This window comes from Achromobacter sp. CSND-B12, from assembly GCF_052906545.1.
In genome coordinates this window covers 6,133,386-6,157,483 of the sequence record NZ_JBREGJ010000001.1, presented here as the reverse complement: position 1 = coordinate 6,157,483, position 24,098 = coordinate 6,133,386, and the positions used below count along the sequence as shown (strand labels likewise).

Genomic DNA, 24,098 nt, shown 5'->3' with positions numbered 1-24,098 from the left:
AGAAGCCTCAGTGAAACGCATCACTCTTACGCTCGCCGCCGCCGGCCTCGGCCTGGCCGCAGGCGCCGCTTCCGCTGAAACCAGCGTCACCCTGTACGGTATCGCCGACGTCAGCATGCGCTACGTCAACACCAGCTCCGGCTCGACCGGCGAAGACGGCAGCCGTCTTTCGATGGAAAACGGCGCCATCTCCAACAGCCGCTGGGGCCTGCGCGGCTCGGAAGACCTGGGCGACGGCAACCGCGCCTTCTTCCGCCTGGAGCAAGGCTTCAATGTGCAGAATGGCAATTCCACCGATAGCAAGAAGACCTTCAACCGCCTGGCCTACGTCGGCCTGGACGGCGGCAGCATCGGCGCGCTGACGCTGGGTCTGCAGAACACGGTGATCCAGGACCTGATGGCGGACTACTTCGATCCGCTGACCGTCGGTAACTACAACGAAAACTCGTGGCTGCCCGCCGCCATGGGCCGCGTGCGCAACAACAACACCTTCCGCTACTCGAACACGCTGGGCGACCTGAACGTGATCGCGTCGTGGGCTAACGGCGACAAGTGGTCGGACAACAAGGCCGGGCAGCAGATGGGCGTGAGCCTGCGCTACACGGTCGGCCAGCTCGGCCTGGGCGGCGCCTTCATGCGCACCTACGAAGGCAACGATTCCGACCTGCGCCAGCAAGTGTGGAACTTCAGCGCCTCGTACCAGTTCGAAAGCGCCAAGGTCTTCGCCGGCTACTTCAACGGCCGCGATCAGACCGGCTGGGTCAACGCCGTCATGGGCGGCACCACCACCGCTCAACTCGACCGCAAGGACAACGGCTACTTCGCCGGCGTGACCTGGCAGGCCACCCCGCGCTGGGCCATCACCGGCGCCGCCTACTACGACCAGAGCAAGAACGTGGTCGAAGACGGCGACAAGGGCAAGCGCTACGCCCTGGTGGCCGTGGCCGAGTACGCGCTGTCCAAGCGCACCCAGGTATACGGCACCGTGGACTACAACAAGGTCCGCGACGCCGTCACCGGCGAAATCGCCGGCCGCACCAGCCAGCTGGGCGCCGGCGTGGGCATCCGCCACATCTTCTAAGTCCTTCGCGACTTACGGCCCGCCCCCGGCCGCATGTCAAAAAGCCCGTCGCTCGCGCGACGGGCTTTTTTTCGTCCAGCGCCTTGCCCGGGCTACATCCCCAGATACGCCTGCCGCACCTCGTCCGACGCCGCCAGTTCGGCCGCGTTGCCGGACAGCGCGACGCGCCCGCTCTGCATCACATAGGCGCGCGCCGCGACTTCCAGCGCCTGCGCCATGTTCTGCTCCACTAGCAGCACCGACAGGCCGTCGTCGCGGTTCAGGGCGGCCAGCGCGTCGAACACCTGCTCGACCAGCAGCGGCGACAAACCGAGACTGGGCTCATCGATCAGCAGCAGCCGTGGCCCGCTCATCAGGGCCCGGCCGATCGCCAGCATCTGCCGCTCTCCACCGGACATGGTGCCCGCCAGCTGTTCGCGGCGCTCTTTGAGGCGCGGGAACAGCGCGTAGACCTTGTCAAGCCGTTCGCGATAGACGCGCTCGTCGCGCACCGTGTAGGCCCCCAGGCGCAGGTTCTGCTCGACCGGCTGGCGCGCGAACACCCGCGCGCCCTCCGGAATCATGGCAATACCCTGCTTGACCAGCTGGTCCGGCGGCGTTCCCGTGATGTCGCGCCCTTCGAAGACGACCCGGCCTTCCTTGGGTTTGACCGAACCGATGATGGCCAGCAGGGTGCTGGACTTGCCGGCGCCGTTGGCGCCCAGCAGCGCCGCGATTTCGCCCGGGCGCACTTGCAGCGACACGTCGCGCACGGCCTGCACGCCGCCATAGGCCACGCTCAGGTTGTCGACCTTCAACATCACGTCAGGCACGGTGCTTCCTCCCCAGATAGGCTTCGATCACGGCGGGATTGCGCACGATGTCCTGCGGCGCGCCTTCGGCGATCATCTGGCCGAAGTTCAGCACCAGCACCCGCTGAGCCAGCCGCATGACCACCTCCAGCACGTGCTCGACGATGATCAGCGTGACCCCGGCGGCGTGGATGCCGCGCAGGATCTCGGCCAGCGCGATGGCTTCGGCCGGATTCAGGCCGCCGGCCACTTCGTCCAGCAGCAGCATGCGCGGCTCGGTCGCCAGCGCGCGCGCCAGCTCCACCCGCTTCTGCCCCGCCACGTTCAGTTCCGCCGCCAGCGTGTCGGCGCGGTCGGCCAACCCCACCAGTTCCAGCACCCGCGCCGAGGCGCGGCGCGCGTCGGGCAGGCGCGGATGGCGCAGCAGCGCGCCGACCATGGCGTTTTCCAGCACCGTCATCTGGCCGAAGCTGCGCGGGATCTGGTAGGTGCGCACCAGCCCCATCGCCGCGACCTGCTCCGGCCGCCGGCCGATCATGGACTCGCCGGCGAACGCCACCGTGCCGGAGGTCGGCTCGTGATGGCCGACCAGGCCGTTGAACAGCGTGCTCTTGCCGGCGCCATTGGGGCCGATGATGGCGACGATCTCGCCCGCCTCGACCGACAGCGAGATGTCCTTGTTGGCGACCAGGCCGCCGAAGCGCTTGGTCAGGTTCTTAACGTCGAGCAGAGCCACGGCGCCTCCTCAATGTCACCAGACCGCCTGGCAGGAACAGGGTGACGAGCAGGATCGCCAACCCGAAAATCAGCAGATCTAGGCCCAGGCCCGAACTGCCCCACAGCACCCGCGTGCCTTCCGACAGCGGCAACAGCACGGCCGCGCCCAGCCACGGGCCGACCAGCGTGCCGACGCCGCCCAGGATGGCCACCAGCACCACCTGCACCGACATCGTCAGGCTGAACATCGATTCGGGATCGATGAAGCCCACGTACATGGCGAAAAAGCCGCCCCACACCCCGGTCATGCCGGCGGACAGCACGAACGCCAGCATCTTGTAGCGGTCCGCCGGCACGCCCAGGCTGCGCGAGGCTGCTTCGTCGCCGTTGATGGCGCGCCAGTAGAAGCCGGTCTTGGAGTGCACCAGGAAGTACGTGGCGCAGAACGTCAGGAACGCCAGTCCCACCGCGATCCAGTAGTACGGCACCTTGCTGCGAAACAGCAGCATCCAGGCGGCGTCGCCGATCGGCGCTTCCAGCCCGACGGCGCCGCCGGCCCAGTCCCAGTTGATCATCAGCAGCAGCCCGATCTGCAGCAGCGCGATGGTGGCCATGGCGAAGTAATGGCCGGACAGGCGCAGCGTCGGCCCGCCCACCAGCCAGGCCAGCGCCGCGCTGATCAGGCCGCCCAGCGGGATGCCCAGCAGCGGCGTCAGCTTCAGGTGATGCAGCAGCAGCAAGGTGGTGTAGCCGCCCACGCCCACGAACACGGCGTGGCCGAAGGAAATGCGCCCGAGAAAGCCGCCCACCAGGTTCCAGCACGCGCCCAGCGCGCCGAACATGATGGCCAGCAGCAGCACCTGCAAGGTGAACGAGTCGGTCACCACCAGCGGCACCAGCGCCAGCAGCACCGCCGCCGCCAGCGCCACGGCCACCGGCCATTTCGGCACGCCCGAGCCGGCGCCGTCCTTTTTCTGTGTCGTCGTCATGTCACCACCGCCCGAACAGGCCGCGCGGCCGATACCAGAGAACCAGGATGAAGAGGATGAAGACGCTGACCGTCTTCAGCGCGGGCGCCACGAAATAGCCCGTCATGGCCTCGATGATGCCGATCAGGATGCCGGCGATGAAGGCGCCCGGCAGCGAGCCGAAGCCACCCATGCAGACCGCCACGAAGGCCAGCAGGCCGAACACCGTACCCACGGAGGGAAACACGTAGAAGAACGTGGTCAGCAGCGCGCCGGCCAGGCCGACCGCGGCGCTGCCCAGCATCCAGACCTGGGCGTTGACGCGGTCCGGCGAAATACCGACCAGCGCGGCCACCTGGCGGTCTTCGGCCACCGCTTGCAAGGCGTGCCCCCAGCGCGTGCGGTACACCAGCACGAACAGCGCGGCCACCACCACCAATGCCACCAGCCCGGTCACCACTTGCGGGCGACCCAGCGAAACGCCGGCCAGCGTGACGCTGCCGGACACCAGGGTATCGGGCAGGCTGCGGTAGTCCGGGCTGAAGGCGATGAACGCCAGCTGGCGCAGCACCAGGCCCAGGCCGAAGGTGGCCAGGATCACCGCCATCGCGGGCCCTTTCTGCAGGCGCTTGATGATCAGCGCATAGGTGAGGAAACCGACGAAGGCCAGCACGACGGCGACCAAGGGCGCCGACAGCGTGGGGTCGATATGACCCAGGGTGTAGAGCCAATAGGCGGCATACATGCCGAGCATCAGGAATTCGCCATGGGCGAAATTGATGACGTCGGTGATGCCCCAGATCAGCGCCAGCCCCACCGCCACCGCGGCATAGATCAGGCCGTTGAACAGGCCTGCCGAGAGAGCTTCGAACATGGAGTGCTCCTGTGGCGGGCCCCCGCGGCCCGCCACGGCTGGTGATTACTTCCAGGAGAACGGCAGCGTGGGCAGCGTCTTGTCGGTGCGGTACTTTTCCGGCCATACCGTCTGGTAGGACGAACCCTTCAGTTCCAGGATCAGGCCGGACCCCTTGGTGTTCTGGCCCTTGTCGTCGAACTTCACGCCGGCCCAGGGCATGGCTACTTGCGCCTCGCCCAGGTCGGTGGCCGCCAGCGCCTTGCGGATCGCTTCCGGATCGGTGGAACCGGCGCGGTTGATGGCGTCGGCCAGCACCAGCACGCCCTGCATCGAACGGGCGTTGTTGCCGTTCAGGTCCTTGCCGGTCTTGGCCTTGTACATGTCGTTGATCTTCTTCAGGCCGGCCTTGGCGGCGGCCACGTCGTTGCCCCAGACGTCGCGCGTCAGCACGCCCTGCACCTGCGGGCCCACTTCCTGCACGAAGCGCGAGTCGATGAAGCCGGCGTCGTTGGCCAGCAGCACCGGCGGCGCGTACTTGCTTTCGCGCATGGTGCGCACGAACAGCATGGCGTCCGAGGTGTAGCTGGCGAAGATCGCCACGTCGGGCTTGGCGGCGGCCAGCTTCTGCACCTCGGCCGTCACCGAGGCCGAACCGGCGCTGTAGGCAATGTTGGCCACCACCTGGCGCTTGTACTGCTTGGCGAACTTCTCGACCGCCTTGTAGGTGTTGACGCCAAAGTCGGTGTTCTCGTACACCACCGCGATCTTGGCGGTGGGCGCGCCCTTCACGCCGTCCAGGAACTGCATCATGTTCTCGACGAAGGTGTCGTCGTTGGGCGAGGTGCGGAAGAACCACTTGTAGCCGCGCTCGGTCAGGTCCGGGCTGCTGGACTCGCCATTCAGGTAGGGAATGCCGCGCTGCTCGGCGATGCGGCTGGCGGTCTTGGTGACGGCCGACTGGTAGGCGCCGGTCAGGGCCACCACTTTCTCCTGGTCGATCAGGCGCTGCGCGTCGGCCAGGCCCACTTCGGGCTTGCCCTGCGAATCGCCGAACACCACTTCGATCTTGGCCCCGCCCAGCGCCGGCAGGCCGGCGCCCGCGGCCAGCGGGATCCCTTCGAGTTCGGGATGCGGGTTATTGACGATGTCCACGGCCAATTCCACCGCGGCCTTGATCTCGGCGCCGGTGGACGCCAGCGCGCCGGACAGGGGATAGATCGCGCCGATCTTCACGGTCTTGACCTGCGCCTGCGTCGGCGCGGCGGCCAACAGCGCCAGACTCGCGGCGACACCCGCAATGAGCTTCATCTTCATTACCTGACTCCTGGAAAAAATTCCACTGTGAAAGCAATGCAATCCACGGGGCGCGCGGCCCCGGGCCCGGCGGATCCGGGCCTGCGGCGGCCCTGCCCCGCCGGCATGCCGGCAGGCGCTGGGCCTGAAACTTCTGTCGCCTTTTCCCCTTGTCCTTTCATGGATCTTTCTGGAGGCAAAACCAAAGCTGCGGGTACGCCATGACAGGCGCCATGAGGGCGCCATGAGGGTGCCATGAAGGCACCATGAGCACGTCATGGGGACGTCACAAGGACGCCCGGTACGGCTGATTCCTGATCGATGCGATTCCTGTTTCTAGCGGTTTTCCGCTGACGGTTGACTGAGAATGGCTGGTGGCGACTCCGATGGCGACTACAGGATCGCCATGCGGCTGTTGACGAGATCCGTGACCAGCATGTGGCCAGGCGCGTGCGTGATGCAGAAGTCGGGGCGCACCGCGGCCACCACCGACTGCGGTGTGACGCCGCAGGCCCAGAACACCGGCATTTCGCCCGGACGGATCTCCACGGGATCACCATAATCCGGCCGGTTGATGTCGGCAATCCCGATCAATGCCGGGTCACCCAGGTGCACCGGCGCGCCATGGACCGAGGGAAAACGCGAAGTCACCTGGATGGCGCGGATGGCGTCGGCGGCCTTCAGCGGCCGCATCGACACCACCAGCGGACCGCCGAACACGCCGGCGGCATGGGTCGGGATGCTGGTGCGGTACATCGGCACGTTGCAGCCCTGCTCGATGTGGCGCACCGGCAGGCCGTTGTCGAGCATTGCTTCCTCGAACGAGAACGAGCAGCCGATAAGGAACGACACCAGGTCGTCGCGCCACCAGTCGCGCACGTCGGTGGGTTCGGCCACCAGCTCGCCGTTCTGCCAGACGCGATAACGCGGGATGTCGCTGCGGATGTCGATATCGTGGCCCAGCTCGGGCAACGCCGGGTCGCCCGGCTCGGACATGGCCAGCAACGGGCATGGCTTGGGATTGCGCTGGCAGAAGTGCAGGAAATCGGCCGCCAGGGCGCGCGGCAGGATCGCCAGGTTGGCCTGCACATGGCCCGGGGCCAGGTTGGCGGTGGGGCCGGTCAGCTTGCCGCTGCGGGCATCGAGCCGCGCGCGGCGCGCCAGTTCCACGCTGCTGCGGAGCGCCGAATCCAGTGCCATGTCAATTCCCCTTGCATCGATGTTGGTATGGGGACATTGCACAGGAACTCGGCCGCAGCGTCTAATCACATGTTGCGATAGGTCCCGATCAGAATTCCTTATCAGGGTTTTGCCGGATGGCGCAGCGCTTCTTCGCGCGCAATCTGCTGCGCGGCCTCGGCCACGGTGCGCGGCACCTGGCTGTCCGGCCCCTGCATCCAGCAGGCGGTGTAGTGCAGCGGCGGCAGCGGCGGCGCCTTCACGTCGAGCAGCCGCAATTCGCCCTGCGCCAGCTCCTTATGCAGGATGACGGGCGCGATCACCGCCGTGCCGATGCCGTCCAGCGCCATCCGCACGATCACGCTCAGGGCCGAGCTGCCATACATGCGCGGCGCGTCGACGCCGGCCTGCTGCAGCACCTGCCGCACCGCGCGGTGCGGATCGGTGGTGGACGAATAGGTGATCACCGGCCATTGCCCCAGCCGCTTCAGGCTGATGGGCTGGCGCCCCACCTTGAGCTTGGGACTGGCGACCCAGCTGAGCGGGTAATTGCACAGGTACAGGTTTTCGATGCGCGGCTCTTCCATCGGCCCCAGCAGGAACGCCAGGTCGATCTGGCGCGAGGCCAGCTGGGTCTTGAGCATGGTGGTGGTGTCGACCTGGATCTCGACCATCAGCGCCGGGTAGGCGTCGTGCAGGTATTCCATCAGCGTCGGCAGCCAGGTGTGGACGATGGTCTCGGACACGCCCAGCCGCAGGGTGCCGCTCATCACGCTCTTGGCGCGGGCCGCCTCCTGCATGTCGCGCCGCAGCTGCAGCATGCGCTCGGCATGCGACAGCAGCTCGCGGCCCTTGCCGGTCAGCTTGATGCCGCGCACGTCGCGGTCGAACAGGCGGATGCCCAGGTCGGACTCCAGCGACGCGATGCGCTGGGAAATCGCCGGTTGGGTGGCGTTGAGTTTTTCGGCCGCTGCGCGAAAGCCGCCCAGCGTGGCCACCCAGAAAAACGTCTCGATATTGCGCAGATCTATCATGGCGCCCGATTCCTGCCCCGTTGCGCGGCCTGTCCCGTCGCCATGTTAGCGTCGGAAGGACAATGCCGATATGGCGGAAAACACCGCCCTGCCCGCCCGCGCGGCGCCGGCCCGACCCGCCCGCGCCGTGGGACGGCGGGAAACCGCGGGCCGCGACGCAACGCGGCCCCGGCGCCGGTTCAAGCGGCGAGCAATTCCTCGACCGCCAGGCCGATCGCCAGCACGCGGCGGTCGGCGCCATTGCTGGCGGCGATCATCAGGCCGACCGGCCCGGTGCCCGCGGCATGGCACGGCAGCGACAGCGCGCAGCCATCCAGGAAATTGATCAGGGTGGGATTGCGCAGGATCAGGCCGTTGGCGGCGTAATAGGCTTCGTCCGAGGCTTGCAGATCCGCCACCGCCGGCGCCACGATCGGCGTCGTCGGCAGGATCAGGGCGTCGTAGCCGGCGATGCGGCGGTCGACCGCGGCCACCCAGGCTTCGCGCGCATCCAGCAGGTCCAGATAGTCGGCGGCGCTCATGTCCTTGCCGCGCAGAATGCGCGACACCACGCGCGGATCGTAGCGCTTGCCGGCGCGCGCGATCAGGTCGCGGTGCCAGGCCCAGGCCTCGGCTGCGGTGAAGCCGCCCTTGGCATTGATGTTGGCCAGTTCGGCGAATTCCGGAATGGCGATCTCGTCGACCAGGGCGCCGGCTTCCTTCAGGCGCGCCACGGCGCGGGCGAAGGTGTCGGACACGTGCTTGTCCATGCCGTCCAGCGCCAGCGTCCTGGGCACCGCCAGGCGCAGGCCGCGCAGCGGCAGCGCCTCGGGCACCGGGCCGCCCTCGCCCGACAGGATCGCGTCCAGTTCGGCGCAGCAGCGCACGCTGGCGGCGATCGGGCCGATGGAGTCCAGGTTGGCCGACAGCGGCAGCACGCCGTCCATCGAGACGCGCCAGGCGCTGGGCTTGAAGCCGGTCAGGCCGCACAGCGCGGCGGGAATGCGCACCGAGCCGCCGGTATCCGAGCCGATGCCGGCCACGGCCATGCCGTCGGCCACCGACACCGCCGCGCCGGAGGACGAGCCGCCGGGAATGCGGCCGGTGGCGCGATCCCAGGGATTCAGCGGCGTGCCGTAATGGGGATTGATGCCCAGGCCCGAATAGGCGAATTCGGTCATGTTGGTGCGGCCGATGATGACCGCGCCGGCGGCGATCAGGCGCTGCACCACTTCGGCGTTGGCGTCGGCGGCGGGTTCGCCTTCGCGCGCCACCGAGCCGGCCATGGTGGTCTCGCCCTCGACGTCGAACAGGTCCTTGATGCTGATCGGCAGGCCTTCGATGGCCGAGCGCACGATGCCGGCGGCGCGCAGTGTGTCCGAGGCGCGCGCCTGCGCCAGGGCCGATTCAGCGTACAGCCGGGTGAAGGCGCGGGCGCCCTCGCCGTCCGGATCGCCGGCACGGGCCAGCGCGGCTTCGGTCAGTTCAACGGAGGTGCTGCGACCGTCGTTCAGGGCGGCGGTCAGGTCGTTCAAGGTCGGATACATACGATTCCAGGTGCCGCGTGACGGCATGAAAGTGTTGGACCGGCGCGCCCCGCCGGGGCGCGTCATGACAAATCAGGACGCCGGCCGGGCCTCAGGCCACCACCGGCAGGACCTCGACATGATAACGGTGGCGCAGGCTGCGTTGGCGGCGCGGATCGTACAGCTCCATGGCGAATTCGGCCGACGGGCGGATGCCGCCGATGGCGCCGACGGTGCCGCAGGTCATGCCGGCGCCTTCGGGCAGCGTAGCGCCGCCGGTGTAGCCGGCGATCAGGTCCTGCGGCGTGCGCAGCGAGGCCAGCGGGCCTTCCTGGTACAGCACCTCGGCGCCGTTCTCGACGATGTACGAACGGATCACCAGCTCGTCCCAGTAGTCGGCCACGTCGGCCAGGCGCCAGGCCGTGGTCGCCACCGGCTTGACGCAGACCTGCTTGGACATGGCCACGCTGACCGTCTCCAGCTTGCGGTCGGTGTGGTCCGAGGCAATGCTTACGTACATTTCGCCGTCGGCCGCGAACACGAAGGTCTCGACCTCGCCGGACGAATCGCCGCCCACCGCCTGCACCCGTTCGGCCTGGGTCAGCTGGTTGTCGGCGATGCGGTAGTACAGCGGCACGCTGGTGGGACGCGGCACGCCGATGGCGGCCAGTTCCTCGATATGGTGCTCGATGGCGGCCATGTCGCGGCCGGCCCAGCCCGCCACGATGAGGGTGTTGAAATCCACCTCGACCTGGCGGGGGGAATCGGCTTCGATCTGGAATACGGCTTTCATGAAAAGTCCTGCGGAGAAAACGGGGAAAATGGGCGTGGCTCCCGGAGGCCACGCCCGCAACGGTTATGGGCCCGGCGCGCTAGCCGAACACCCGCGGCAGCCACAAGGCCAGGTCGGGCCACCACGCCAGCAGCGCCAGCATCACGAACATCGCCGCCACGAACGGCAGGCTGCCGGTGATCACGGCGCCCATCGAGCCGCTCTTGCGCAGGCTCTGCACCACGAACAGGTTCAGTCCGACCGGCGGCGTGATCAGCGCGGCCTCGACCAGGATGATGATGATGATGCCCAGCCAGATCGGGTCGTAGCCCAGCGCGATCATGATGGGCGCGACGATCGGGATGGTCGTGATCATCATCGACAGGGTCTCCATGAAGCAGCCCAGTACCAGGTAGAACACGATCACGATCAGCAGCATCCAGCCCGGCGACAGGCCCAGCCCGGTGATGGACTGCGTCAGCGCGTCGGTCAGGCCGGTGGCCGACATGACGAAGTTCAGGAAGCTGGCGGCCACCACGATCAGCATGATCATGGCGGTCGAGCGCATGGTGCCTTCCATGGCTTCGCGCAGCATGGTCCAGGTCAGGCGGCGGAACCAGGCGGCCAGGATCAGCGCGCCCAGCACGCCCAGCGCGGCGGCCTCGGTCGGCGTGGCCAGGCCGGCGTAGATCGAACCCACCACCAGCAGGAAGATGCCCATCGGCGGCGCCAGGTGCACCAGGCTGGCGAAACGCTGGCCCCAGGTGGCCTGGATCTTCTTGCCGCCCCAGGACGGCTTGGCCACGCAGGCGATCATCACCGTCAGCATGAACAACGCCGCCATGGCGAAGCCCGGAATGATGCCGGCCAGGTACAGCTTGGGCACGGACGAATTGGTCAGCACGCCGTAGATGACCAGGTTGATCGAGGGCGGGATCAGGATGCCGAGTGTGCCGCCGGCGGCCAGGCTGCCCAGGAACAGCGGCTCGTTGTAGCCGTACTTGCGGATCTGCGGAATCGCCACCGTGCCCACGGTCGCGGCGGTGGCGACGCTGGAGCCGGAGGTGGCCGAGAACAGCGTCGAGGCGCCGATGTTGGCGTGCATCAGGCCGCCCGGCAGCCACGACAGCCACAGGCTCATGGCGCCGTACATGCGTTCGGCGAAGCCGGCCCGCAGCAGCACCTCGCCCAGCATGATGAACAGCGGAATGGCGACCAGCAGGAACTCGTTATTGGTGCTCCAGGAGATCTCGCCGATCGCGCGCGAGAGCGGCAGCATCGAGAACATCGGGTCCAGGATCAGGCCCAGCACCCCCAGGGCCGCGCCCACGGGGATCGACAGGCCGATCAGGACCAGCAGCAGAGTCAGGGCGGTGGCGATCATGCGGCGGCTCCCTTGACCATGCGTTCGCCGGCGGCGGCTTCCTCATCGGCCTCTTCCTGCGCGGAACGCACGCCGCAGATTTCCTTGACCAGTTCGATGTCGCCGGTCACCAGCGCGGCCGAGGCGCGCGCCAGCATCAAGGCCACCGTGACGCACATCCACGCCAGGCCGAGCAGCCACAGGCCCTGCGGAATCCACAACGGCGTGGCCAGCGGCGTGTTGGCGGCGGACTTCTGCGCCCACGACATCTGCACCACTTCATAGGCGTAATAGGTCAGGAACACCATGAAGACGGCCAGCGCCACCATGGAAACCCAGTCGAGCACGGCCGACAGGCGCACCGGCAGCTTCTGGTACAGCACGTCCACCCGCACGTTGGCGCGCTGCAGCGTGGCGAAAGCCAGCGCCCAGGAGGTGCTGATGGCGAAGGCGTAGCTGGACAGTTCGTCGGCGCCGCCGGTGGTAAAGCCGAGGAACTTGCGGGCCAGCACGTCGAAGGAAATGAGCAGCACGCTGGCGATGGTCAGCGCGCCGCCCGCCCATACCGCGACGCGCGAGAAGGTCTCGGCGCGCCGCAGCAACCCGCCCAGCAGGCGGAAATGTTCGGATCGGGTCATGGGGACAGCCTTACTTGCTGGCGGTCACGCCCAGCGTCTTGCCGACGGTGGCGTTGAAGTCCTTGACGCACTGCGCCGAGCAACGCGCGGCCCACTTGGGCAGCACGGCTTCCTGCGTCACCTTCTTGAGCAGTTCGCGGTCGGCGTCCGAAGGCTGCACCAGCACCATCTTGCCCTTGACCGGGAACGGGCACGCCGCCGCGCCGGTGTTGCAGTCATAGCCTTCCTGGGTCTGGCGCGCCGCGGCGTCCCAGATGTTGTCGACCAGCGTCTTGACGTTGGCCTGCAGGAAGGTGCGCACGTTGGGGTCGAGCTTGTCCCAGGCCTTCTGGTTGACGGCGTGGATCTGCTGGTTCCAGTTGATCGGCAGCGCCACCAGGTGGGTCGACACTTCGTACCACTTGGCCGAGTAGCCCGACAGCGAGCCGGTGATGGCGCAATCGACCACCTTGTTCTGCAGCGCCGGCACCACTTCGCCGAACGCCATGGTGACGCTGGAGCCGCCCAGCGCTTCCACGAATTCGGCGGTGGTGCGGCTGCTGGTGCGGACCTTCTTGCCCTTGATGTCGGCCAGGCCCTTGATCTCGGCGTTGCAGAACAGCACCTGCGCCGGATAGGTGGAGATGCCCAGCAGCTTGACGTTGCTGCCCTCGCCGTACAGGCGCGCGTAGACCGGCTCGAAGGCGTTGGTCACCTCGCGCGCCGTCTTCACGTCCGGCGCCAGGCCTGCCAGATCGATGGCTTCGTTGATCGGGTTGTCGCTGGCGAAGTACGACAGCGTGGCGGTGCCGAACTCGACCACGCCGGTCGACATCAGGCGCAGCAGTTCCGGGCCCTTCAGGCCCATTTCGTTGAAGCCCTTGATGTCCGCGGTGATCTGGCCCTTGGACGCTTCCGGAATGGTCTTGGTCCAGAACGGCTTTTCGTAATCGTTGTAGGCGGTCAGGTTGGACAGGCCGCCGACCACCTTGAGGTGGGTCTTGGGCAGGTCTTGCGCCTGGGCGGCGCCGGCCAACAGGCTGGCGGCGACGGCGGCGAGAGCGAGCGACTTCTTCATGGACGAAACTCCTGGCTGGCGGGATGGTCTGGCGCGCGCGGGTCCCCGTTACCTTGAGCGCGCGGGTAGAAATCGGAACGTCAGAGGAGCAAAGTTTTTCCCCCGCGCCTGTCTTTCCAGGCGATCTTCTTGATATGCCGCCATTGCAGCGTCAGGGGCGCCGAGCGTCCAATCGTATGTTGCGATGTGGGGGTATAAATATTTCTTGGGTCTCGCCGGCGGGCCGCCCGGCGCCGGCCGCAGAGCCAGCAACCATGCGGCCTGGCGCGGAATCGGGGGGTCGGACGCGGGCGCGCCGCGAGCGCTTCGCATGACCGCCCGCGCGCGTGGCGCTGGGGAAAACACCTAGGCGCGAGCGCCGCGGCGGATCATGATGCGCGCCGTTGCCGGCGCGGCCCGGGGGTCCGCGCGCGGCTTCCTTTCGTGCGGACAGGCGCTAGGACGACGCCACGCCGTCGCCCGCCTGCGCGGCCACTTTCTGCGCCATCTGCGCGATCAGCCGCGCCGCGTGGCTGTCCGGCCCCTGCACCCAGGTGGCCGTGAAACTCAATTCGGGCAGCGGGTCGGCATCGACCCGCAGGATGCGCAGTTCGCCTCGCGCCAGTTCCTTGCCCAGGAACACCGGGGCGATCACGCTCGTGCCGATGCAGTCCTGCGTCATCCGCACCACCATCGACATCGAGGCGCTGCCGTACATGCGCGGCGACACCACGCCGGCGCGCGTCAGCATGTCGCGCACCACACGATATGGCGCGCTATTGGACGGATAGGTGACGATGGGCAGGCGGCCGATGCGTTCCAGCGTCAAGGGTTCGGGGCCCAGTTCCAGCAGCGGGCTGGCGACCCAGGCCAGCGGATAGGTGCACAGCGGCAGGTTCTCGACCCGCGCTTCCAGCACCGGCCCCATCAGGAAGGCCAGGTCGATCTGGCGCGACATCAGGTGCGAGCGCAGCACATGGGTGGTGTCCACCTCGATCTCCAGCACCAGCGCCGGATACGCGGCGTGCACCAGCTCGATCAGCGTCGGCAGCCAGGTCTGCACGATGGTCTCGGCCACGCCGATGCGCACCGTGCCCGTCATCACGTTCTGCTCGCGCGCGGCCTCGAACATGTCGCGCCGCACCTGCAGCATGCGTTCGGCGTGCGACAGCAGTTCGTGGCCCTTGGCGGTCAGCTTGACGCCGCGGGCGTCGCGCTCGAACAGCCGCACGCCCAGATCGGCCTCGAGCGAGGCGATGCGTTGCGATACCGCCGGCTGCGTGGTGTTGAGCTTGTCGGACGCGGCGCGGAAGCTGCCCAGCGTGGCGACCCAAAAGAATGTTTCTATGTTGCGTAGTTCGATCATGAACCTTTCCCCCTGCCGCGATGAGCGTATCATGTCAGCCGCCCCGTGGCCCCCGCCCGGGATTGATCGCGCACAAGGAGTCCGTCCATGTCCCCGGCCGATACCGGTCGCCCGCGCCCCGGCGCGCCCGCCGCCAGCGGCCCGCTCGTCGGGATCCTGCTGCTGGTGCTGTCGATGTGGACGCTGTCGTGCCTGGACGCCAGTGGCAAGTGGGTCATGAACGCCGGGGTGCCGCTACTGGTGCTGTCGTGGTTCCGCTACGCGGTGCACCTGGTGCTGGTGCTGGCGCTGGTGCTGCCCACGCGCGGAACCGGCATCCTGCGCAGCAAAAAGCCCCGCGAACAGCTCCTGCGCGGCGGCTCGATGTTCCTGGCCACGCTGATGTTCTTCACCACGCTCAGCTACATTCCCCAGGCCGAGGCCACCGCCATCAATTTCCTGGCGCCCTTGCTGGTGCTGTCGCTGGCGCCGTGGATCCTCAAGGAACCGGCGCGCATGTCGCGCTTCGTGGCCGCGGGCATCGCCTTCGTCGGCGTCATCATCGTCATCCGCCCGGGCGGCGGCCTGCATCCGGTCGGCACCATTTTCGGCCTGCTGACGGCCTGTTGCTTCGCGGCCCAGTTCATCGCCACGCGCCGCGTCGCGGGCGACGATCCGTTCACCTCGCTGATCTGGAGCGGCGCCGTCGGCACCGGCTGCCTGACGCTGGCCCTGCCCTTCATCCTGCCCCCGGCGCTGCCGGTGCTGCAGGCGCTGACCCCGCTGGACTGGACCCTGCTGATCTCCACCGGCGTCACGGGCGGCCTGGGCCACCTGTTCCAGATCGCGGCCTACCGCCGCGCGCCGGCCTCGACCCTGGCGCCCTTCATCTACCTGCAGATCATCAGCGCCACCACGGTCGGCTGGCTGGTGTGGGACCACTTCCCGGATCCCCTGACCTGGCTCGGCATCGCCATCATCTGCGCCAGCGGCATCGGCATCGGGCTGGTGGAATGGCGGCGCGGCCGCGCGTTGGCCGCGGCCGCCGCCAACGCGCGCTGAGCGCGGCGATCGGGGCCCGCGGGATGCCCCGGCGCCCTCGCCCGGCGCGCCGCCCCGCTCCCGTACAATCCGGAGCGGTCCCGCCTCTGGCGCGGGACACCGTCCCGGCATTCCCAGAACGAGGTCTTCATGATCATCAAACCCCGCGTGCGCGGCTTCATCTGCGTGACCACCCATCCCGTCGGCTGCGAGGCCAACGTCAAGAACCAGATCGACTATGTCCGCGCCCAGGGCCCGATCAGCGGGGGCCCCAAGCGCGTGCTGGTGATCGGCGCCTCCACCGGCTACGGCCTGGCGGCCCGCATCAGCGCCGCCTTCGCCTGTGGCGCCCAGACGCTGGGCGTGTTCTTCGAGCGGCCCGGCGAGGCCGCCAAGGCCGGCACCCCGGGCTGGTACAACAGCGCCGCCTTCGACAAGTTCGCCAGCGCCGCGGGCCTGTACGCCAGGAGCATCAACGGCGACGCCTTCTCCGACGCCATCAAGGCCCAGACCATCGCCGCCATCAGGCAGGACCTGGGCCAGGTCGACCAGGTGATCTACAGCCTGGCCGCACCGCGCCGCACCCATCCGGTGAGCGGCACGGTGTTCAACTCGACCCTCAAGCCGGTCGGCCAGGCGGTGACGCTGCGCGGCCTGGACACCGACAAGGAAGTCATCAAGGAATCGGTGCTGGAACCGGCCACCCAGGAAGAGATCGACGCCACGGTGGCGGTCATGGGCGGCGAGGACTGGCAGATGTGGATCGACGCCCTGCTTGAGGCCGGCGTGCTGGCCGAGGGCGCCACCACCACCGCCTTCACCTACCTGGGCGAGAAGATCACCCATGACATTTACTGGAACGGCTCGATCGGCGCGGCCAAGAAGGATCTGGACCAGAAGGTGCTGGACATCCGCGCCAAGCTGGCCGCGCGCGGCGGCGACGCCCGCGTCTCGGTGCTGAAGGCGGTCGTGACCCAGGCCAGTTCGGCCATTCCGATGATGCCGCTGTACCTGTCGCTGCTGTTCAAGGTCATGAAACAACAGGGCACGCACGAGGGCTGTATCGAGCAGGTGTACGGGTTGTACCGCGACAGCCTGTGCGGCGCGGCGCCGATCCTGGACGCCGAAGGCCGCCTGCGCGCGGACGGCAAGGAGCTGGACCCTGCGGTGCAGGCGCAAGTGCAGGCGCTGTGGCCTCAGGTGACCGAGTCCAATCTGTATGAACTGACCGATTTCGCCGGCTACAAGCGCGATTTCCTGCGCCTGTTCGGGTTCGAGATCGATGGGGTCGATTACAACGCCGATGTCGACCCGGATGTGAAGATCCCCGGACTGATCACCGCCTGAGGCGGGTTCGGGTCCACCGAGGGCCGCGTTCGCGCCGCCGGCGGCGGCCTGCCGGCGCCGCGCCTACGCCTTGCCGGCGCTGAACAGGCGCAGCACCTGGTCCAGCCCGCCCTGGTCGATCGCCACCTTGGCCTCGCGCCGCACCGCCGGCTTGGCGTGATACGCCACCGACAGCCCGGCGGTGCGCAGCATCGGCAGGTCGTTGGCGCCGTCGCCCACCGCGATGGCGCGCTCCGGTCCGACCCCCAGCGCCGCGCACACCTCCAGCAACTTGCGGCGCTTTTCCTCGCCGTCGCACAAGTCGCCCCAGGCTTGCGGCAGCAGCCGCCCAGTCAGGCGGCCATCGACGATCTCCAGCACGTTGGCGCGCACGTCGTCCAGCCCCAGGCGCAGCCGCAGCCGATCGGTGAAGCAGGTGAAGCCGCCCGTCACCAGCAGACAGAACAGGCCGGCGGCCTTGCAGGCCGCGATCAGCGTTTCCACGCCCGGATTGAGCGCCAGGCGGTGTTCATACACCTCGTCCAGCGCCGCCGCCGGCATGCCGGCCAACAGCGCCACGCGCTGCCGCAGGCTCTGCTTGTAGTCGACGATCTCGCCGCGCATGGCCGCTTCCGTCAGCGCGGCCACCTCCGCCTTTTTTCCCATCAGGTCGGCCATCTCGTCCAGGGTCTCGATGGCGATCAGCGTCGAATCCATGTCGAAGGCGATGACCTTGTAGTCCGACAGCGCCAGCGGCGGCTGGATGCCGCGCCAGTGCAGGCCGGCATCGCTCTGGAAATCTTGCATGGGCATTCCTTATCTATTGGTCAGGTAGCGGATGGCCGGCCTCGCGGCCCAGCCAGTCGATGAAATGGCGCGCCGCGGCCGCCGCTGGCGCATCCGGGCGGAACAGCGCATGGACGCCGGCGTTGGGCAGGCGCGGCTGCAGGAACAACGGCCGCAGCCGGTCGGCGCGCAGGTCGTCCTGCAGCAGGCACCACGGCGCCAGGGCGATGCCCAGGTCATTCATGGCGGCCTGCATGCACAGGAATTGATGGTCGAACACCGGCCCGGGCAGTTGCGCCGGCACGTCCACCCTGGCCAGCGCGAACCAGCGCGGCCAGTGGTCCATGCCACCTGCTACCTTCAACAAGGGATGCCCCAGGCAATCCGCCGGCGCGGCCAGCCGGTTGCGCTCGATGAAGCGCGGCGACGCCACCGGCACGTGGAAGTCGTCCAGGCAGTGCACGCAGCTCATCTCCGCGTGCGCCACAAAACCGTGGCGGATGAACACGTCGCTGCCGCCCTCGTCGCCGCGGTCCAGGAAGGAACGCCCCTGTGTGGTGAGCTGCACATCGATACCGGGATGCAGCGCCTGGAACGCAGACAGGCGCGGAATCAGCCATTTCATCGTCAGCGACGGCGTGGCACTGACGCGCAGCACCCCGCCATGGCCCGGCGAGCGCAGCTTGGCGGTGGCCGCGGCGATGCGCTCCAGGCTGGCCTGGACCTCGGGAAAATATGCCTGCGCGCACGGCAGCAGCGTGACGCCGCGCGCCTCGCGCGCGAACAGCGGCTGGCCGATGTAATCCTCCAGGATGCGGATCTGCTGGCTGACCGCGCTGTGCGTGATGCTCAGTTCGTCGGCCGCCGCGGTGAAACTGCGCAGGCGCGCCGCGGCCTCGAACACCCGCAAGGCTTTCAGCGGCGGCAGGCTCGGGCCCGCCATCTCAGGCGATACCCGCCCGTGCGCCTGGCCGGCGCAAGGCTTTGCTGCGATTTCCCACGATTTCCCTTGTCGTCTGTTTTATTCGGCGCCGCTCGCGGCCGCACCGTTGCTATGAGCGGCATTCTAGGGGATTGCGGCGCCGCCGACCTCTTAGAAAAACTAACGCCAGCCCTTAAAAAACACCGCTGGTCGCCATGGCCCGGCATTCCTATGATGCGCTCAATCCCAGGCAGGAACCCTTCATGGCATCGATCACCGTAGACGGCATCATCAAGACATTCGGCGGCCAGCAGGTGCTGCGCGACCTGTCGCTGCACATTCCCGACGGCGCGTTCTACACGCTGCTGGGCCCCAGCGGCTGCGGCAAGACCACCCTGCTGCGCTGCATCGCCGGCTTCTACGCGCCCGACGGCGGCCGCCTGCTGTTCGACCAGGACGACGTCACGCACGTGTCGGCGCACCGCCGCGACATCGGCATGGTGTTCCAGGACTACGCGCTGTTTCCCGACAAGACCGCCTTCGACAACGTCGCCTACGGCCTGCGGGCCCGTGGCGTGGCGCGGGCCGAGATCAAGCGGCGCGTCGACGAGGCGCTCGACAAGGTCGGGCTGGCGGCCCTGGCCGACCGCTACCCGGCGCAGATGAGCGGCGGCCAGCGCCAGCGCGTGGCCCTGGCGCGCGCCCTGGTGATCCGGCCGCGCGTGTTGCTGATGGACGAGCCGCTGTCGAACCTGGACGCCAAGATGCGCCTGCAGATGCGCGACGTCATCCTGGACCTGGTGCGCGAGGCCGGCATCACCACCGTGTTCGTCACCCATGACCAGGAAGAAGCCCTGGCCATGTCCGACCGCATCGCCATCATGGACCACGGCAGCATCGCCCAACTGGGCACGCCCGAAGAACTGTACGGCACGCCGGTCAACGCCTATGTGGCCGACTTCATCGGTTCGGCCAACGTGATCCCGGTGCCGGCGCGCGGCGGGCTGCCCGGCGCGCCTGCCGGCCACGTGCGCTACGAGCTGTGCGGCCTGGGTTTCGACGGCACGCTCGGCAGCGACACGCTGGCCGAACGCGCGGTGCTGATCGCCCGCCCCGAGGAACTGGCCCTGATGGCGCCCTCGCCCTACGTGCCCAACACGCTGCCCGGCAAGGTGCTGCGGCGCCAATACCTGGGCTTCAAGACCGCCTATCGCATCGCGCTGCAGGACGGCTCGGAGATCCGCGTGGAGCTGCACGCGGGCAACATGGTGGCGCAGTTCCAGCCCGGCGAGGCCGTGCAGGTGCTGATTCCCGCCGACAGCCGCGTCGTCAACGCCTGAGGACCGCCACGCCATGAAAATCAAATGGTGGCCCTGGGGCATCCTGACGGCAATCAGCCTGGCGCTGCTGCTGTTCTTCGTGCTGTATCCGCTGGCGGTGTTGTTCAGCAACAGCGTCACCGGCCAGGACGGCGGCTTCTCGCTGGAAGGTTTCCGCGCGCTGCTGGCCGACTCGCAATACCTGGAGGCCTTCGGCAACACGCTGGTGCTGGGGCTGGTGGTGACCACCTGCACCATCCTGGTGGGCGTGCCGTTCGCCTACATGGTGGCGCGCTACGACTTCCCGCTCAAGAACCTGGTGGCGATCCTGCCGGTGCTGACCATCGTCATTCCCGAGATCATCGTCGGCCAGTCGTGGCTGCTGGTGCTCGGCAACAACGGCATTCTGACCAATCTGCTGGGCGACGCGGGCATCTCGCTGCCGTCGTTCTACGGCTGGACCGGCATGGTGTTCTCGATGACGCTGGTCTACTACACCTACATCTACCTGGGCGTGCTGGCCGCGCTGCGCGGCTTCGACGGGCAGCTCGAGGAAGCCGGCCTGAGCCTGGGCACGCCGCCGCTCATGACGCAGCTGCGAGTGCTGGTGCCGGTGCTGCTGCCGGCGGTGCTGGTGAACGCGCTGGTGGTGTTCACGCTGGTGGTCGGCAACTTCGCGCTGGCGATGCTGCTGGGCAGCCGCGTGCCGCTGCTGTCGGTGATGACCTACAACACCTTCGTCAGCGAAATGGGCGGCAGCCCGACACTGCAGAGCGCCATGTCGGTGGTGTCGATCGCCATCGTCGCCATCGTGCTGTTCGTGCAGAAGCGCGTGGTCGAGCGCAAGGTCTACACCATGACCCAGGGCCGCGCGCCGGCGGCGCGGCGGGTGCGTTCGTGGCAGGCCATCCTGTACACGGGCGGCGTCGGCCTGGTGATCCTGCTGTCGCTGCTGCCGCTGATCGTGGTGTTCATCGCCGCCTTCACCAAGACCAGCGGGCCGGTGATGCACTGGGGCTCGTGGTCGCTGGCCAGCATGCAGCGCGCGCTGCACGGCGCGCCCGAGCCGATCCTGAACTCGCTCAAGTTCGCCTCGCTGGCCACCGTCACGGGCGTGGCCTTCGCGGTGCTGGTGAGCTACCTGACCATCAAGAAACGCAGCGCCTTCACCCAGGTGCTGGACTACATCGTGGTGCTGCCGCTGACCATCTCCGGCACGGTGCTGGGCATCGCGCTGGTGCAGACCTTCAACACCGGCTGGCTGGTGCTGGCCGGCACCTCCGGCATCATGGTGCTGTGCTACGCGGTGCGGCGCCTGCCCTTCGCGGTGCGCAACGCCTCGTCGATGCTGTTCAACATACCCGACTCGATCGAGGAAGCCTCGATCAGCCTGGGCGTATCGCCGCTGATGACCTTCTTCAAGGTCATCCTGCCGGCCATGAAGGCCTCGATCATCTCGGCCGCCATCCTGATGTGGCTGACCACGATTTCCGAGCTGTCGGCCTCGATCGTGGCCTACAGCGGCGGCCTCGAAACCATGCCGATCGCCATCTTCCGCCAGGTCGACGGCGGCCGCCTGGGCATGGCCTCGGCCTATGGCGCGGCGCTGGTCACGGTGATCGTGCTGCCCATCATCGTGTCGGTCAAGGCGTTCCGCATCAAGCTGTTCTCCGGCAAATAACCCGCATCCACAAAGGCTAACCATGCACCTCAAACACTTCCTGCAAACCGGCCTGCTGGCCGCCACCCTGGCCGCGGGCGCCGCGCAGGCGCAGAACGTGGTCCTGTACTCGTCCAACAACACCGAGACCATCGAGACCGCGCTCGACGCCGTCAAGAAGCAGTCGCCCAAGCTGAACGTGCAGCCGGTCACCGGCGGCACCGGCACCATGATGAAGCGCATCGAGGCCGAGGCCCAGAACCCTCGCGGCGACCTGTTCTGGAGCGGCGGCTTCGGCACGCTGGGCGCCTACCGCCAGCACCTACAGCCCTACCGTCCGGCCGACATCGACAAGATCCCGGCCGAGTTCCGCGGCCCGGACGACCTGTGGGTCGGCACCAACGTGCACATCATGGTGCTGATGGTCAACGAGCGTCAGTTGAAGGGCCTGGCGGCGCCGGCCACCTGGTCCGACCTGATGCAGCCGCAATGGAAAGGCAAGTTCGCCATCACCGATCCGTCCAAGAGCGGCACCGCCTACATGCTGGTCTACGGCCTGTACAAGCAGTTCGGCCAGGAAGGCCTGAACAAGATCGCCGCCAACGCCGTGGTCACGGCCTCGTCCGGCACCACCTACAAGGGTGTGGCGGCCGGCGAGTACGCGGTCGGCATGACGCTGGAATACGCCGCCCAGGAATACGTGGCCGGCGGCCAGAAGGAGATCAAGCTGGTCTACCCGACCGAGGGCAGCTACCTGGCGCCGGAAGGCATGTTCATCATCAAGGGCGCCAAGAACCTGGAGGCCGCCAAGGCGTTGTACGACGGTCTGCTCAGCAAGGAGGCGCAGGAAGCGCAACTGGTGAAGAACTTCCGCCGCCCGACCCGCAGCGACATCGCGGTGGCCAGCCTGACCACCCTGCCCGACTTCAACAGCATCAAGATCTTCCCGGTGAGCCAGGACGCGGCCGCCAAGGAGTACGAAGCCGTCGTCGCCGCCTGGAACCAGGCCGTGGCCAAGGCCAAGTAAGGCTCGCGCCAAAGGCCAAGCAAAAACGCCACCTTCGGGTGGCGTTTTCGTTTCAGGCTGGTATCGCCGGCGCGGGCCGCAGGGGCCGGCCGCATCCCGCCTACGCGGCCATGCGTCCCGCCGCCAGCACCACCTGCCGGCCGCAACGCGCCGCCAGTTGGGGATCGTGCGTCACCAGCACCAGCGTGGTGCCGTGCTCCCGGTGCAGGTCGAACATCAGGTCGATGACGGTGACGCCGGTGGCGGCGTCCAGGCTGCCCGTAGGTTCATCGGCGAACAGCAGGTCGGGCCGCACCACGAACGCGCGCGCCAGCGATACACGCTGCTGCTCGCCGCCGGACAGGGTGCGCGGATAGTGATGCAGGCGCGCGCCCAGGCCGACGCGCTCGAGCATGGCCTGGGCCGCCTCGCGCGCCGGCTGGCCCGCCAGTTCCAGCGGCAGCATGACGTTTTCCAGCGCGGTCAGGTTCGGCAGCAGCTGGAACGACTGGAACACGAACCCCACGTGATTGGCCCGCAGGCGCGCGCGGCCGTCCTCGTCCAGGGCGAACAGGTCCTGCCCGGCCAGCCGCACGCTGCCGCTGCTGGGAACATCCAGCCCGGCCAGCAGTCCCAGCAAGGTGGACTTACCCGACCCGGAGCTGCCGGTGATGGCCACGGCGCTGCCCGACGCCACCGTAAAATCGATGTCTTCCAGGATAGACAGCGTCCCGCCGGCATCGGCCACCCGCTTGCCCAGCCCTTTCACCTCGATCGAATTCTTGCTATCCATGCGCCTGATTCCCCTGATTCGCCGTTCACTACTGATATCCACGCTCGCCACGGCCACGCTGATGGCGCCCGCCCACGCTCAGACCGCCACCGCGGCCCAGGGTTCCGCGCAGCGCACCGTGCTGGTGGTGGGCGACAGCCTGGCCGCCGAATACGGCATCAAGCGCGGCACCGGCTGGGTGCCGCTGCTGTCCGCGCGGCTTTCCGAACAATACCCGAAGTACAAGGTGGTCAACGCCAGCATCAGCGGCGACACCACCAGCGGCGGCGTCGCCCGCTTGCCGGCCCTGCTGCGCCAGCACGAGCCGGCGGTGGTGGTGCTGGAACTGGGTTCGAACGACGCCCTGCGCGGGCTGCCGCTGAACATGACCGAACAGAACCTGCGCACCATGGCGCAGGCGGCGCGCAAGGCCGAGGCCAAGGTGGTCATCGTCGGCATGCAGATCCCGCCCAACTATGGCCGTGACTACACCCAGCGCTTTTCGCAGGTATTCCCGACCGTCGCCAAAGACGAAAACGCCCGGCTCGTGCCCTTCCTGATGGAAGGTATCGCAACGGACCGGGCGATGTTCCAGGCCGATGGCATCCATCCCAACGAGGATGCCCAGGCCAGGTTGCTGGACAATGTGTGGCCGGTGCTGCGGCCCTTGCTGCAATGATGCAATGAC

At 67.9% G+C, this 24,098-nt stretch carries 23 protein-coding genes; 7 read left to right on the top strand and 16 right to left on the bottom strand.

Going from position 1 to position 24,098, the window contains the following annotated elements; all coding sequences use genetic code 11:
- Positions 1–10: 10 nt before the first annotated feature.
- Positions 11–1,081, top strand: a complete 1,071-nt coding sequence (locus ACUTAG_RS28945) for a porin (RefSeq protein ID WP_148319341.1) — start codon at positions 11–13, stop codon at positions 1,079–1,081.
- A gap of 92 nt (positions 1,082–1,173) precedes the next feature.
- Here ACUTAG_RS28945 and ACUTAG_RS28940 read toward each other — a convergent pair whose 3' ends face one another.
- From ACUTAG_RS28940 to ACUTAG_RS28880, 13 genes are all read right to left on the bottom strand, one after another.
- On the bottom strand, positions 1,174–1,881 hold the full coding sequence (locus ACUTAG_RS28940; protein ID WP_053501252.1) for an ABC transporter ATP-binding protein: 708 nt from the start codon (positions 1,879–1,881) through the stop codon (positions 1,174–1,176).
- Between the two features lie 4 nt (positions 1,882–1,885).
- On the bottom strand, positions 1,886–2,608 hold the full coding sequence (locus ACUTAG_RS28935) for an ABC transporter ATP-binding protein (RefSeq protein ID WP_020927499.1): 723 nt from the start codon (positions 2,606–2,608) through the stop codon (positions 1,886–1,888).
- On the bottom strand, positions 2,589–3,578 hold the full coding sequence (locus tag ACUTAG_RS28930) for a branched-chain amino acid ABC transporter permease (protein WP_020927498.1): 990 nt from the start codon (positions 3,576–3,578) through the stop codon (positions 2,589–2,591). Before ACUTAG_RS28930 ends, ACUTAG_RS28935 begins: the two co-directional genes overlap by 20 nt.
- Position 3,579: 1 nt before the next feature.
- Positions 3,580–4,431, bottom strand: a complete 852-nt coding sequence (locus tag ACUTAG_RS28925; RefSeq protein ID WP_148319339.1) for a branched-chain amino acid ABC transporter permease — start codon at positions 4,429–4,431, stop codon at positions 3,580–3,582.
- 45 nt (positions 4,432–4,476) lie between these two features.
- Positions 4,477–5,727 (bottom strand): ABC transporter substrate-binding protein, encoded by a 1,251-nt coding sequence (locus tag ACUTAG_RS28920; RefSeq protein WP_054438417.1) that lies wholly within the window; start codon positions 5,725–5,727, stop codon positions 4,477–4,479.
- Between the two features lie 372 nt (positions 5,728–6,099).
- Complete coding sequence (locus ACUTAG_RS28915; protein ID WP_058664299.1) at positions 6,100–6,906, bottom strand: putative hydro-lyase; 807 nt, start codon at positions 6,904–6,906, stop codon at positions 6,100–6,102.
- 101 nt (positions 6,907–7,007) lie between these two features.
- Entirely contained in the window at positions 7,008–7,919 is a 912-nt protein-coding gene (locus tag ACUTAG_RS28910) for a LysR family transcriptional regulator (protein WP_006388190.1), read from the bottom strand.
- A 179-nt stretch (positions 7,920–8,098) separates the two neighbouring features.
- Complete coding sequence (locus ACUTAG_RS28905) at positions 8,099–9,445, bottom strand: amidase (protein WP_148319337.1); 1,347 nt, start codon at positions 9,443–9,445, stop codon at positions 8,099–8,101.
- 91 nt (positions 9,446–9,536) lie between these two features.
- Entirely contained in the window at positions 9,537–10,217 is a 681-nt protein-coding gene (locus ACUTAG_RS28900) for a DUF2848 domain-containing protein (protein ID WP_148319335.1), read from the bottom strand.
- A gap of 79 nt (positions 10,218–10,296) precedes the next feature.
- Positions 10,297–11,580: a TRAP transporter large permease gene (locus ACUTAG_RS28895; protein ID WP_054444919.1), complete on the bottom strand. Its 1,284-nt coding sequence runs from the start codon at positions 11,578–11,580 to the stop codon at positions 10,297–10,299.
- Positions 11,577–12,197, bottom strand: a complete 621-nt coding sequence (locus ACUTAG_RS28890; protein WP_020927491.1) for a TRAP transporter small permease subunit — start codon at positions 12,195–12,197, stop codon at positions 11,577–11,579. The genes ACUTAG_RS28895 and ACUTAG_RS28890 overlap by 4 nt, the downstream gene beginning before the upstream one ends.
- A 10-nt stretch (positions 12,198–12,207) precedes the next feature.
- Complete coding sequence (locus ACUTAG_RS28885) at positions 12,208–13,254, bottom strand: TRAP transporter substrate-binding protein (RefSeq protein ID WP_054444920.1); 1,047 nt, start codon at positions 13,252–13,254, stop codon at positions 12,208–12,210.
- A 436-nt stretch (positions 13,255–13,690) separates the two neighbouring features.
- Complete coding sequence (locus tag ACUTAG_RS28880) at positions 13,691–14,599, bottom strand: LysR family transcriptional regulator (RefSeq protein WP_038503432.1); 909 nt, start codon at positions 14,597–14,599, stop codon at positions 13,691–13,693.
- Between the two features lie 87 nt (positions 14,600–14,686).
- Here ACUTAG_RS28880 and ACUTAG_RS28875 point away from each other — a divergent pair, with 87 nt between their 5' ends.
- A complete protein-coding gene (locus ACUTAG_RS28875; protein ID WP_054444921.1) occupies positions 14,687–15,640 on the top strand; it encodes a DMT family transporter in 954 nt (317 codons plus the stop codon).
- 129 nt (positions 15,641–15,769) lie between these two features.
- Positions 15,770–16,966 (top strand): enoyl-ACP reductase FabV, encoded by a 1,197-nt coding sequence (fabV, locus tag ACUTAG_RS28870; protein WP_054444922.1) that lies wholly within the window; start codon positions 15,770–15,772, stop codon positions 16,964–16,966.
- A gap of 63 nt (positions 16,967–17,029) precedes the next feature.
- Here the strand turns inward: fabV and serB are convergent, their stop codons facing one another.
- Entirely contained in the window at positions 17,030–17,752 is a 723-nt protein-coding gene (gene serB / locus ACUTAG_RS28865) for a phosphoserine phosphatase SerB (protein ID WP_054444923.1), read from the bottom strand.
- A gap of 13 nt (positions 17,753–17,765) precedes the next feature.
- Positions 17,766–18,674: a LysR substrate-binding domain-containing protein gene (locus ACUTAG_RS28860; RefSeq protein ID WP_026383553.1), complete on the bottom strand. Its 909-nt coding sequence runs from the start codon at positions 18,672–18,674 to the stop codon at positions 17,766–17,768.
- Between the two features lie 242 nt (positions 18,675–18,916).
- Between ACUTAG_RS28860 and ACUTAG_RS28855 the strand changes: the two genes are divergently transcribed.
- From ACUTAG_RS28855 to ACUTAG_RS28845, 3 genes are read left to right on the top strand one after another with little or no spacing between them, the layout of a single operon-like run.
- On the top strand, positions 18,917–19,993 hold the full coding sequence (locus ACUTAG_RS28855; RefSeq protein ID WP_054444924.1) for an ABC transporter ATP-binding protein: 1,077 nt from the start codon (positions 18,917–18,919) through the stop codon (positions 19,991–19,993).
- A 13-nt stretch (positions 19,994–20,006) separates the two neighbouring features.
- Complete coding sequence (locus tag ACUTAG_RS28850) at positions 20,007–21,653, top strand: ABC transporter permease (RefSeq protein ID WP_446650420.1); 1,647 nt, start codon at positions 20,007–20,009, stop codon at positions 21,651–21,653.
- A gap of 22 nt (positions 21,654–21,675) precedes the next feature.
- Positions 21,676–22,659: an ABC transporter substrate-binding protein gene (locus tag ACUTAG_RS28845; protein ID WP_054444925.1), complete on the top strand. Its 984-nt coding sequence runs from the start codon at positions 21,676–21,678 to the stop codon at positions 22,657–22,659.
- Between the two features lie 100 nt (positions 22,660–22,759).
- On the opposite strand, the gene ACUTAG_RS28840 is transcribed toward ACUTAG_RS28845, so the two are convergent.
- On the bottom strand, positions 22,760–23,431 hold the full coding sequence (locus ACUTAG_RS28840; RefSeq protein WP_006388175.1) for an ABC transporter ATP-binding protein: 672 nt from the start codon (positions 23,429–23,431) through the stop codon (positions 22,760–22,762).
- Here ACUTAG_RS28840 and ACUTAG_RS28835 point away from each other — a divergent pair.
- Positions 23,430–24,089: an arylesterase gene (locus ACUTAG_RS28835; RefSeq protein ID WP_026383557.1), complete on the top strand. Its 660-nt coding sequence runs from the start codon at positions 23,430–23,432 to the stop codon at positions 24,087–24,089. The two genes, ACUTAG_RS28840 and ACUTAG_RS28835, sit on opposite strands and share 2 nt — an antisense overlap.
- Positions 24,090–24,098: the final 9 nt, after the last annotated feature.

Excerpts from the sequence above, each read along its gene's own strand:
- ACUTAG_RS28940 (WP_053501252.1), bottom strand. The coding sequence starts at position 1,881 with ATGTTGAAGGTCGACAACCTGAGCGTGGCCTATGGCGGCGTGCAGGCC.
- ACUTAG_RS28930 (WP_020927498.1), bottom strand. The coding sequence starts at position 3,578 with ATGACGACGACACAGAAAAAGGACGGCGCCGGCTCGGGCGTGCCGAAA.
- ACUTAG_RS28925 (WP_148319339.1), bottom strand. The coding sequence starts at position 4,431 with ATGTTCGAAGCTCTCTCGGCAGGCCTGTTCAACGGCCTGATCTATGCC.
- ACUTAG_RS28920 (WP_054438417.1), bottom strand. The coding sequence starts at position 5,727 with ATGAAGATGAAGCTCATTGCGGGTGTCGCCGCGAGTCTGGCGCTGTTG.
- ACUTAG_RS28915 (WP_058664299.1), bottom strand. The coding sequence starts at position 6,906 with ATGGCACTGGATTCGGCGCTCCGCAGCAGCGTGGAACTGGCGCGCCGC.
- ACUTAG_RS28910 (WP_006388190.1), bottom strand. The coding sequence starts at position 7,919 with ATGATAGATCTGCGCAATATCGAGACGTTTTTCTGGGTGGCCACGCTG.
- ACUTAG_RS28905 (WP_148319337.1), bottom strand. The coding sequence starts at position 9,445 with ATGTATCCGACCTTGAACGACCTGACCGCCGCCCTGAACGACGGTCGC.
- ACUTAG_RS28900 (WP_148319335.1), bottom strand. The coding sequence starts at position 10,217 with ATGAAAGCCGTATTCCAGATCGAAGCCGATTCCCCCCGCCAGGTCGAG.
- ACUTAG_RS28895 (WP_054444919.1), bottom strand. The coding sequence starts at position 11,580 with ATGATCGCCACCGCCCTGACTCTGCTGCTGGTCCTGATCGGCCTGTCG.
- ACUTAG_RS28890 (WP_020927491.1), bottom strand. The coding sequence starts at position 12,197 with ATGACCCGATCCGAACATTTCCGCCTGCTGGGCGGGTTGCTGCGGCGC.
- ACUTAG_RS28885 (WP_054444920.1), bottom strand. The coding sequence starts at position 13,254 with ATGAAGAAGTCGCTCGCTCTCGCCGCCGTCGCCGCCAGCCTGTTGGCC.
- ACUTAG_RS28880 (WP_038503432.1), bottom strand. The coding sequence starts at position 14,599 with ATGATCGAACTACGCAACATAGAAACATTCTTTTGGGTCGCCACGCTG.
- ACUTAG_RS28875 (WP_054444921.1), top strand. The coding sequence starts at position 14,687 with ATGTCCCCGGCCGATACCGGTCGCCCGCGCCCCGGCGCGCCCGCCGCC.
- fabV (WP_054444922.1), top strand. The coding sequence starts at position 15,770 with ATGATCATCAAACCCCGCGTGCGCGGCTTCATCTGCGTGACCACCCAT.
- serB (WP_054444923.1), bottom strand. The coding sequence starts at position 17,752 with ATGCAAGATTTCCAGAGCGATGCCGGCCTGCACTGGCGCGGCATCCAG.
- ACUTAG_RS28860 (WP_026383553.1), bottom strand. The coding sequence starts at position 18,674 with ATGGCGGGCCCGAGCCTGCCGCCGCTGAAAGCCTTGCGGGTGTTCGAG.
- ACUTAG_RS28855 (WP_054444924.1), top strand. The coding sequence starts at position 18,917 with ATGGCATCGATCACCGTAGACGGCATCATCAAGACATTCGGCGGCCAG.
- ACUTAG_RS28850 (WP_446650420.1), top strand. The coding sequence starts at position 20,007 with ATGAAAATCAAATGGTGGCCCTGGGGCATCCTGACGGCAATCAGCCTG.
- ACUTAG_RS28845 (WP_054444925.1), top strand. The coding sequence starts at position 21,676 with ATGCACCTCAAACACTTCCTGCAAACCGGCCTGCTGGCCGCCACCCTG.
- ACUTAG_RS28835 (WP_026383557.1), top strand. The coding sequence starts at position 23,430 with ATGCGCCTGATTCCCCTGATTCGCCGTTCACTACTGATATCCACGCTC.
- ACUTAG_RS28840 (WP_006388175.1), bottom strand. The coding sequence starts at position 23,431 with ATGGATAGCAAGAATTCGATCGAGGTGAAAGGGCTGGGCAAGCGGGTG.